Consider the following 7586-nt stretch of genomic DNA (forward strand, 5'->3'; position numbering starts at 1 on the left):
CTGGCCTGTGCAGGTCGCCGCGAATCATCAAAAAGAATATTTGGTACTATTGAGTACCAACACAATTTATGCTATCATTTGCTTCTGGTACTGTCAAGTACCAAGAAATTAAGCTAGTATGAGTGAGGAATGGCTCAACGACGAGGGTGGTATGACCGAACAAGTGACAGAAACTGAATACCGCAGCCGCTTGATGGATGGAATGGCGGCTGCGGTAGCCGAAAAAGGCTATGCAGAAACCACGATTGCCGATATTGTGCGCTTGGCACGAGTTTCCAAGCGCACGTTTTACGAGCATTTTGCCAGCAAAGAAGATTGTTTGTTGGCGCTCTATACCGCCGCCACCGACCAGTTGATCGAAGTTATTCGCCAAGCAATCGAGGGCGCAAATGATATGCATTCGCGGGTGCGCTGCGCCCATCGGGCCTATTTACAGCGGATCAAAGCCCATCCGTTGCTGATGCGGACTTTATTTATTGAAATTTTGGCCGCAGGTCGTAGGGGTTTGCAGGTTCGCCGCGCCGCCAATCAACGCTTTGCCGATTTGTTGCGGGCAACTGGGGCTGATCAGCAGTATGATTCGCCGCAGAAACGCCAAATCACGCCAGCTTTGGCGATGGCGATTGTTGGCGGGATTAATGAATTAATTTTGCAGGCGATGGAGAGCGATCAAATCGATCAATTATTGCTGATTGAGGAGCCAGCGACCGCCTTGTTGGAAGCAGTGCTGGCTCGCCCAATTGCCGAGGATTAAAACGTCAGGCTTGCGCTGTTGAGTTCTGGGTTGCTTACGCTAAGGCTAATTGGCTCGTCGCCGCCAGTGTGTTGCACAATCACTTGGGCAAGGCCGTTGAAGGCGCGGCGTTGCCATGGCGCTGCTGCCTCGATAATTTGAACCACGCCAGGCTCGCGATTGGGGAACGTCCAAGGATTAGCTTTTTTGATCCAGCGCCCAGTTACTAGATAGCTGTTTTGGCCGGGCCGCACCAAATCGTGGCTCAATTCGAGCACTTGGTCGCCCTGATCAAGCTCAATTTCGTTGGCGATTAGCTGGCCGTTGATATAAACGCTATAGTCGTGGGCGATGCTTTTGCTGAACAAGCGAATGTTGCTCGCTTCGCTGTAGTTTGGTAGCTCAAAACTGCCATTGAAAACGATATAGGGTTGTGGATTGGATTGTTGATCATCGTTATGGTGCCAGAATGCTGGTTGCCAGCTTTGGGCTACTGCTCCGCGTGCCAACTCCAAGCCAGCGCTCAGATCAGCGGCGGTTTGCTCGCCACTCATTTGAATTGGGCTAATGAGGTAGTGTTGATGATATTGCTCTGGCTCGTGGCTGGATGGATCGCCATTGCCAACGCCTAGAATTTTGGCCGAACCAGTTAATTGCAGATCAAGCAAATGGTTGGCGGTTGGCACAATTTGGCCTTGCTCGTCGCATATTTGCAGCGTAACAATGGCCAAATCGCCTGCTTGCTTGAGTTGACCGTAATCAAGCACAAGCTGAATCTGGCTGGCTGCTTCGCTGGTACGCAGGCTAGTGCTGATCACTTCAACGCCATCATTATAGCCACGGGCCAGCAATTCGCCTGGCTGATAGGCAACTTCCCATTGTTGATGGCCGTTTTCGGGCATTGCACGGCGGCCAAGGCTCACGCCATTCAGCCAAAGCTCAACCTCGCTGCAATTGCTATAGATTGGGAAACTCTTGACCTGACCAAGATCATGTGGCCAATCCCAGTGATAGCCAATGTGCAAGACTGGCTTTTGCCCCCACCAAGCCTTGGTGAAATAGGCAATATCCTTGGGAAACCCGCAGAGATCGAAAAAGCCAAATTGGCTGGCGACTGCTGGCCATTCAAACGGCGTTGGTTCGCCGCGATAATCGAAGCCTGTCCAGAAGAATAGCCCAGCCAAGAATGGTCGTTTGACATAAAATTGCCAGCTGAACTTAGTGTCGGCATAGCCGTCGCCGCTGGGAGAGGCCGCCAAATGGCCGCGGCTAACATCGGTTTGGTAAATGCCGCGCGTGCCGTAGGTGTTGCTTTCCTCGGTGCCAACGCCTGATTGCCAGGGAAATTGGGCGTGATGCGCGTCAATATCGCCATGCCAAATGTAGTTATAGCCAACCACATCAGTTACCGTGCCAATGCCCGTATCCCAGCCGCCGCTACAAGCAATCGTGAACAGACGCGTATGGTCGAATTGGCGGGCGAAGCTTTGCATGGTGCTGGCGATGCGTGCGCCGATAATATTGCCTTCAATCGCCCATTCTTCGTTGCCCAACGACCACAAAATAACCGATGGATGGTTGCGATCGCGCTTGATCAGTTGCTCAACATGGCGCAAATGCTCAGGATTCGATCCCATCAAGCGGTTTTCGTTCAACACCAACATGCCCAAGCGATCGCAGGCATCAAGAAATTCAGGCGTTGGCGGGTTGTGCGAAGTCCGAATCGCGTTGTGATTGAATTCCTGCAAGCGTTGAATGCGATATGCTTGCAAGCTATCGGGCAGGGCCGTGCCAACTCCAGCGTGATCTTGGTGCTGATTGCTGCCAACCAATTTGACCGAGCGCCCGTTCAAGAAAAAGCCCTGATCGGGATCGAAGCGAATGCTACGCACTCCAAAACTGGTTTCGTAGCTATCGACCGTTTGATCGCTGAGCTGCACGTTGGTGGTGAGTTGATACAAATTGGGGCTGGTAAGATCCCAGAGTTGCGGATTGTTCAGCTCGTGCTGGTGGTTGAATTCGGCGCATTGGCCCGCAGCAAGTTGATAGATTGGGCTTTGGGCTTGCACGACGGGCGTTGCATCAGGTGCGTTGATTGTTTCGTGCAAGCTGAATTCAACTGGTTGCTGGCTTTGGTTGACAATCGTGGTTTGAATCGTGATTGTTGCGCTTGCCTCGTGAACTTCGCTGGTAACGAAGGTACCATAGCGGGCGACATGCAGCGGCGCGGTTTTGCAGAGCCAAACATGGCGATAAATGCCAGCGCCTTCGTAAAACCAGCCTTCCTCGGTGGTAGCATCGGCGCGCACGACGACCACGTTTTGGCCGCCATAATTCAGATAATCGCTAATATCGTAGCTAAAACTGGTATAGCCGCTTGGCTCGTTGCCAAGATAAAAGCCATTGACCCAAACCTGCGCATCGCGATGCACGCCATCGAATTCGAGGCTGATCCGTCGCCCAAGCTCGCCGGCGGCGATTTCAAATCGTTTGCGATACCAGCCAACGCTGTTTTCGGGAAACTTGCGGCCAATCGCTTTGTAGCCATGACTGTGGCTGCCATGGTGATCGAATGGCAGTTCGACGCACCAATCGTGGGGCAAATCGACCACGCGCCAAGCCCGATCATCGAATTTGGACGAGGCTGCACCATCGCCATAGCCAGCTTTGGCCAAAAACGAAAAATGGCTGGTATCAAGCTGAAAATCTTGGGCGGGGTCGAAGGCATGGCCGAGGGCAAAACGCCAGCCTTGATCAAACAATATGCGTTCGCGGGGTGGGTTGCTAATCATCGTTGATGCTCCATGCTGCTCTACATCGTTGTTTGCCAAGCAGCGCTTAGTTGCTCAAGGGTCGCGCCCCGCGTTTGGGCAAACGCAGACTAACACGACACTTTAACGAGCTAGTCTACAGGCTTTTTTACTAAAATTCTTCTAAAAAATTATTTGGATTTCAGCATCAGCTAATCTTATTGCGATTAACCACAAGCGATGTTAACAATTATTGATGATCACCACCCTTCCGTCCCGCCTCAAGGCGGGAGACGCAGGGGTTTTCATCCCCTGCACCCCTAATATTTGGGTTGCGGACTGTTATTGTTGATTCTATACCCCAAAACTTGACGATCTTCGTGCCCTTCGTGCTTTTCGCAGTTGCGAGGCGAGGGGTCGATTGTCAGGGGTTGGGGATCGGTATCCTGTGCCGTGCCAACCACCTGTCGCCAACTCCAATGATTTTCCGGTAGCCACAAGCCTGTAGCCTTCGTGCCCTTCGCGATCTTCGCGGTTTCCGTAAACCATTCCTTTGCTTCTGACCCCCGATCCCCAACCCCTGATCCCTGAATCAACGCCAACCAGCAAACAGGGCGACGCTACCGATGCGTTTAATTTCGTAGCGCTGAAAGGCATGTTGCAACATTGTTTCGAGGTTGGCCAGCGTATCGGTTTGGTTGGCAAAAATTTGGCGCTGGTTGTAAATACCCATCAAACGGCGGGCGGTATTGCTATGAAACGGCTCGTTAGCACTCAGAATGGTGGCCCCAAACAACACCCCATCAGCGGTTAAGCGCTCGGCCAAGCGTTGCAAGACCGCGCCTTTGATTTCAGGCGTGCCAGCAATACAATGCAAAATATAGCCTAAACCAATCGATTCAAATTGTTCGTTTAATGGAAAGGCCTGCATAATCGAAGCCCGCACGCATTGCGGCTGCCATTGGGTGAGATTCGCGCTGGCTTGGATTAAGCACTCTGGATTAACATCGAGCAGCAGCAGTTTCGCTAAACTGCGTTGGGCGAGAGTTTCACGCAGCAACAAGCCGCTGCCTGGCCCAATATCCAAATGCTGGGAGCGCAAATGTTGCTGATACCACTGCACTAAATTGGGCTTGGGGCAGCGCCAAATAAAACTATCGGAAATGCCGTGCACCAAAAAATCATAGAATTTTAGAATATGATTGTTGTAAACGCGGGCGCTGGCTGGCAAATCGCTCATTGTTTGCTCCAAAACACTAAACTTTCAATTGCATCTTAACTGATTTCTGCTAAAAAAGAACTAATATAACCCTTCCATGTGTGAGGAACACTATGCAACGCCGCTTTCAAAATCCAATTCTGTCGGGCTTTTATCCTGATCCGGCGATCTGTCGGGTGGGTGAAGATTATTATCTGATTCATTCAACCTTCGAATATTTCCCCGGCGTGCCGATTCATCATAGCCGCGATTTGGTGCATTGGCAGCAAATTGGCCATATTTTAGATCGTCCTTCGCAGCTCAACCTCGATGAAATTCACCCATCTGCTGGAATTTTTGCCCCAACAATTAGCCATCACAATGGCACGTTTTATATGATTACGACCTTGATTGCGGGCAAAGAGCGCCATGGCAACTTCATTGTGACCGCTGAATCGCCAGCTGGCCCATGGTCTGACCCCTATTGGTTCGATGCTGATGGAATCGATCCCTCGCTGTTTTTTGAAGATGGTCGGGCCTGGTATGTAGGCAATCGGGGCAAAGCCAACCCCGAATACGAAGGTCAATGCGAAATTTGGCTGCAAGAGCTTGATCTGAGCACGATGCAATTGGTTGGCGAGCAATATGTCTTGTGGCGCGGTGCGCTCAACGGTGTGGTTTGGACTGAAGGGCCACATCTTTATAAAATCGATGGTTGGTATTATTTGCTGATTGCCGAAGCGGGCACTGAATATAACCATGCAGTGACCATTGCGCGCAGCAGCGAGTTGACGACAGGCTATGAAGGCTATCGGGCCAATCCCATTCTGACCCATCGCCAGCTTGGCCGTGATTATCCGGTGATGGGCACTGGCCATGCCGATTTGGTGCAAACTCAAAACGGCGAATGGTGGATGGTGCTATTGGCGATGCGTCCGTATGGCGGCGAATTCTACAATCTTGGCCGCGAAACCTTCCTCACGCCCGTGCGCTGGGAAGAAGGCTGGCCGATCATTAGCCCAGGCACTGGTAAGGTTGAGTCGAGCTATCCTGCACCCGATCTACCGTTGCAACGCTGGCCAGCCCAAGCTGCTTGCGATCATTTTGATGGCGATACTGTTGGCCTGCATTGGATGTTTTTGCGTACGCCGCGCTCAGAATGGTGGAGCTTGAGCGAACGGCCAGGTTGGTTGCGCATGCAACTGCGACCTGAGCAAATCAACCAAATGGCCAACCCCAGTTTTGTTGGTCGCCGCCAGCAGCACATGAACTTTTTGGCCCAAACCGTGCTGGAATTTCAGCCGCAACAAGCCCATGAAATTGCAGGCATGGTGCTGATTCAAAATCATAAATATCAAGTGCAATTTGTGATCGATGGCGCGCAGCAAGCCAGCGTGATTGTTTGCCGCAACGGCGAGGAAGAAACCTTGGCCCAAGTACCAGTCAGCGGCCAGCGCCAGTATTTGCGCATTGTGGCCTATGGCCAAGAATACAGCTTCTTTGTGGCCGAACAACCAGATGTATGGCAACCAGTGCTGGAAAATCTCGATGGACGCTTCTTGAGCACGCCGATTGCTGGTGGTTTTGTGGGCACAGTGATTGGCCTTTATGCCAGCAGCCAAGGCCAAGCCAGCCAAACCGTGGCTGATTTCGATTGGTTTGAATATCGCGAAGTAGCCGAGTAACCGTTTTGATTAATCGGTGCGTTTGGCAGGTAAGGGTTTTTTGGTTAAAATACTCTCCCCAGTGGATGCTTGTACTGCTGCTGTGGGAGAAAGTAGCGTATCATGCCACGCAAACCAACTAAGCCCAGTCGGCAACCAGCCAGCCAGCAACGCCCTGCCAAACGCACCGATCGCAATGATCGCTCAAACAATTATGGTCGCAAACTTCCGGCTCAAGCCCAAAAGTCTGCGCCAGTCGTTGAGCAAACAGTGTTGCCCGATATTGTTAAAGAAATTCGCCAATTGCGCTCGCGCGATGCCCGTGATCGCAGCGGAACCTACTATATTGAAGGTGCGCGGATTGTTGCGCAGGCGATTAACGCTGGCTTACCAATTGAAATTGGGGCCATTTCGCTGGAACTACTTTCGCGCACCGAGCACTCCAACGAAACCGTCAGCGCCTTGCGCAAAGCTGCCAAACAAATGGTTGAGCTTTCGATTAGCGCCTTTTCGGGCATCTCATTCAAAGAAAATCTCCAAGGCATTGGGGCCGTTGTTAAGTTGGAGCAAGAACCATTAAGCAACGTGCAATTGACTGATCGGCCTTGGGTTGCCTTGAACGGGGTTGGGAATCCGGGCAATTTGGGTGCAATTATGCGCACCTGCGATGCAGTTGGCTGCGAAGGGCTGATTTTGATTGGCGACACGACCGATCCCTATCATCCAGCGGCGATTCGCGCGAGCATGGGTTCGTTATTTGCCTTGCGCATGGTCCGAACCAACTTCGAAGAGTTTGGTCAATGGAAAAAGGCTAACGGCTATCATGTGATTGGTACCACGCCAGATGTAGAGCAAGAATATCAAACGATCAGCTACCCAAGCCCAGCGATTTTGTTGATGGGCAGCGAGCGGCTTGGGTTATCGGTGCTTGAGCAAAGCATCTGCGATACCTTAGTGCAGATTCCGATGGCTGGCACCTGTGATTCGCTCAATTTGGGCGTTGCCACCAGCATTGTGCTGTATGAAATGTTTCGTCAACAGCGCTTAGCGCAATAATTGATTACTTGCGTCATCGACCGACTGACTGAGCAACCTCAGTTGGTCGGTTTTTTATTGGGCTTGCCGCAGAACACCCCGCCCCCATGTTCAGTATGTCACCATTTCTCGTTTGAACGCTAAAATCATCACTGGTTCCCTGATCGGGTATGCTTGGGGTGCTATCCAACCAATCAGACCCAGGA

The 7586-nt window shown here is 51.7% G+C and carries 5 protein-coding genes; 3 read left to right on the plus strand and 2 right to left on the minus strand.

Annotated elements, in window-relative coordinates:
- The first annotated feature begins 151 nt into the window (after positions 1-151).
- Positions 152-754, plus strand: a complete 603-nt coding sequence (locus JOD20_RS19725; RefSeq protein WP_204756918.1) for a TetR/AcrR family transcriptional regulator — start codon at positions 152-154, stop codon at positions 752-754.
- On the opposite strand, the gene galA is transcribed toward JOD20_RS19725, so the two are convergent.
- The gene (gene galA / locus JOD20_RS19730; RefSeq protein WP_204756919.1) at positions 751-3525 is read right to left on the minus strand and encodes a beta-galactosidase GalA; all 2775 of its coding nucleotides are present in this window, start codon (positions 3523-3525) and stop codon (positions 751-753) included. The two genes, JOD20_RS19725 and galA, sit on opposite strands and share 4 nt — an antisense overlap.
- Positions 3526-4075: 550 nt before the next feature.
- On the minus strand, positions 4076-4723 hold the full coding sequence (locus JOD20_RS19735) for a class I SAM-dependent methyltransferase (RefSeq protein ID WP_204756920.1): 648 nt from the start codon (positions 4721-4723) through the stop codon (positions 4076-4078).
- A 92-nt stretch (positions 4724-4815) separates the two neighbouring features.
- Between JOD20_RS19735 and JOD20_RS19740 the strand changes: the two genes are divergently transcribed.
- Positions 4816-6366: a glycoside hydrolase family 43 protein gene (locus tag JOD20_RS19740; protein ID WP_204756921.1), complete on the plus strand. Its 1551-nt coding sequence runs from the start codon at positions 4816-4818 to the stop codon at positions 6364-6366.
- A 102-nt stretch (positions 6367-6468) separates the two neighbouring features.
- The gene (locus JOD20_RS19745) at positions 6469-7401 is read left to right on the plus strand and encodes a TrmH family RNA methyltransferase (protein ID WP_204756922.1); all 933 of its coding nucleotides are present in this window, start codon (positions 6469-6471) and stop codon (positions 7399-7401) included.
- Positions 7402-7586 lie beyond the last annotated feature (185 nt).

Source organism: Herpetosiphon giganteus (assembly GCF_016907925.1).
Taxonomy (GTDB): Bacteria; Chloroflexota; Chloroflexia; order Chloroflexales; family Herpetosiphonaceae; genus Herpetosiphon; species Herpetosiphon giganteus.

Excerpts from the sequence above, each read along its gene's own strand:
- JOD20_RS19725 (WP_204756918.1), top strand. The coding sequence starts at position 152 with ATGACCGAACAAGTGACAGAAACTGAATACCGCAGCCGCTTGATGGAT.
- galA (WP_204756919.1), bottom strand. The coding sequence starts at position 3,525 with ATGATTAGCAACCCACCCCGCGAACGCATATTGTTTGATCAAGGCTGG.
- JOD20_RS19735 (WP_204756920.1), bottom strand. The coding sequence starts at position 4,723 with ATGAGCGATTTGCCAGCCAGCGCCCGCGTTTACAACAATCATATTCTA.
- JOD20_RS19740 (WP_204756921.1), top strand. The coding sequence starts at position 4,816 with ATGCAACGCCGCTTTCAAAATCCAATTCTGTCGGGCTTTTATCCTGAT.
- JOD20_RS19745 (WP_204756922.1), top strand. The coding sequence starts at position 6,469 with ATGCCACGCAAACCAACTAAGCCCAGTCGGCAACCAGCCAGCCAGCAA.